Raw genomic sequence first — 1,674 nt, 5'->3', positions numbered from 1 at the left:
TCACGCCCCGGCGAGCGAGCGCGCCCGTGACGATCACCGACGAGCACCAGGTACTGCACGCCGTAGATCGGCCCGCTCGTCGCCGAGGGGCGCACCAATGCAGCCATCGCGCGGCGGCTGTGGCTCTCGGAGCGCACGGTCGAGACGCACATCAGCGTTGTGATCGCCAAGCTCGAGGCGGTGGGACGACCCGTCACAGACGCGTTCACGAAGGGGACACCGTCAAGTGGTTGAACCGAAACGGGTCATCGGAGAGAGTGAACGGTAGCTGTCTCCGTGCGTGTGGTGGGACGGTGCCCCCGGGACGAAGGAGATCTAGCGTGCATGCATCGATGAGGACGGCGACCGCGGGGATCACAGCCTTCGCGCTCGTGTGGGCAGGAGTGGCAGTCGGCGCGGGGGGCGCGCAGGCAGCCGTGGGCACAACTCCGCGAGTCCTGATCAACGAGGTCTACGGGGGCGGGGGCAACTCCGGCGGCGCGTACAACCGCGACTTCATCGAGCTCGTCAACACCCAGTCCACTGCCGTCGACGTGACGGGTTGGGCGGTGCAATACGGCGCCGCCGGCAACACCACGTTCGGGGCCAAGACCGTGCTGACGGGCATTATCCCCGCGGGCGGCTCGCTGCTGGTCGGCGAGGCGCCTGGCACCGCCACGACCCAGCCCGCCATCACCCCGGACATCGATGGCACGATCGCGATCTCAGGTACGGCCGGGAAGGTGGCGCTCACGAGCACCTCCGACACGCTGGTCTGCGCGAACGCCGCCGCGTGCGCAGGAGACCCTGCGGTCGTCGACCTCGTCGGCTGGGGCGCCTCCGTCGTGTTCGCCGGCGCAAACGCCGCGCCCGGGACAGCCAACTCGACGTCGACTTCCCGTGACGCGGTCCACACCAACACCGTGAACAACGCGGCTGACTTCACCACGGGCACCCCCACCCCGCAGGGCGCCGGCGGCGGCGGCACCGATCCAGGCACGCCGACCGTCCGCACGATCGCCGAGATCCAGGGCACCGGCTCGGCATCCCCGCTCGCGGGCCAGACGGTCATCACGCAAGGCGTCGTCACAGCGGCCTACCCGTCGGGGGGCCTGAGCGGCTACGTCATCCAGACCGCCGGCACCGGCGGAACCATCGACGCGGCGCACACCGCGTCGGACGCGGTCTTCGTGTTCTCGTCGGCGACTGTCGGTGCGGTCGCTGTCGGCGATCACGTCCGCGTCACCGGGGTCGTGAGCGAGTTCAACGGGCTCACCGAGCTCACGGTCAGTACGGGTGGACTCGCGGTGCTGACGACCTCGGCCTCGGTGACACCGGCGACGGTGCCATGGCCGACATCGGACGGCGGCCGGGAGGCGCTCGAGTCGATGCTCGTCGCTCCGAGCGGCTCCTTCACGGTGACCAACCTGTTCAGCACCAACCAGTACGGCGAGGTCGGACTTGCGGCCGGCGCCACGCCGTTGATTCAGCCCACCGAGGTGGGCACGCCTGGCTCGGCGGATGCCGCGGCCGCGGCATCCGACAATGCCGCCCGCGCCGTCGTCCTCGATGACGGCGCCTCGACGAACTTCCTCTCCGCGGCGAACCAGAGCCTCACGCCGCCGTACATCTCGCTCACCTCTCCGGTGCGCGTCGGCGCGGCCGTGACCTTTACTCAGTCGGTCATCGTCGACT

At 70.0% G+C, this 1,674-nt stretch carries 2 protein-coding genes; both read left to right on the top strand.

Annotated features, from left to right (window positions below; genetic code table 11):
* Positions 1 to 66: 66 nt before the first annotated feature.
* Positions 67 to 234 (top strand): response regulator transcription factor, encoded by a 168-nt coding sequence (locus tag AC1DVT_RS20120; protein WP_477391151.1) that lies wholly within the window; start codon positions 67 to 69, stop codon positions 232 to 234.
* Positions 235 to 332: 98 nt separating this feature from the next.
* Positions 333 to 1,674: lamin tail domain-containing protein (locus AC1DVT_RS20115; protein ID WP_477391149.1), on the top strand; the 1,342-nt coding region annotated here is incomplete at its 3' end.

Source organism: Microbacterium sp. P2_F9 (assembly GCF_056403635.1).
This window is presented reverse-complemented; position numbering and strand designations above follow the sequence as displayed.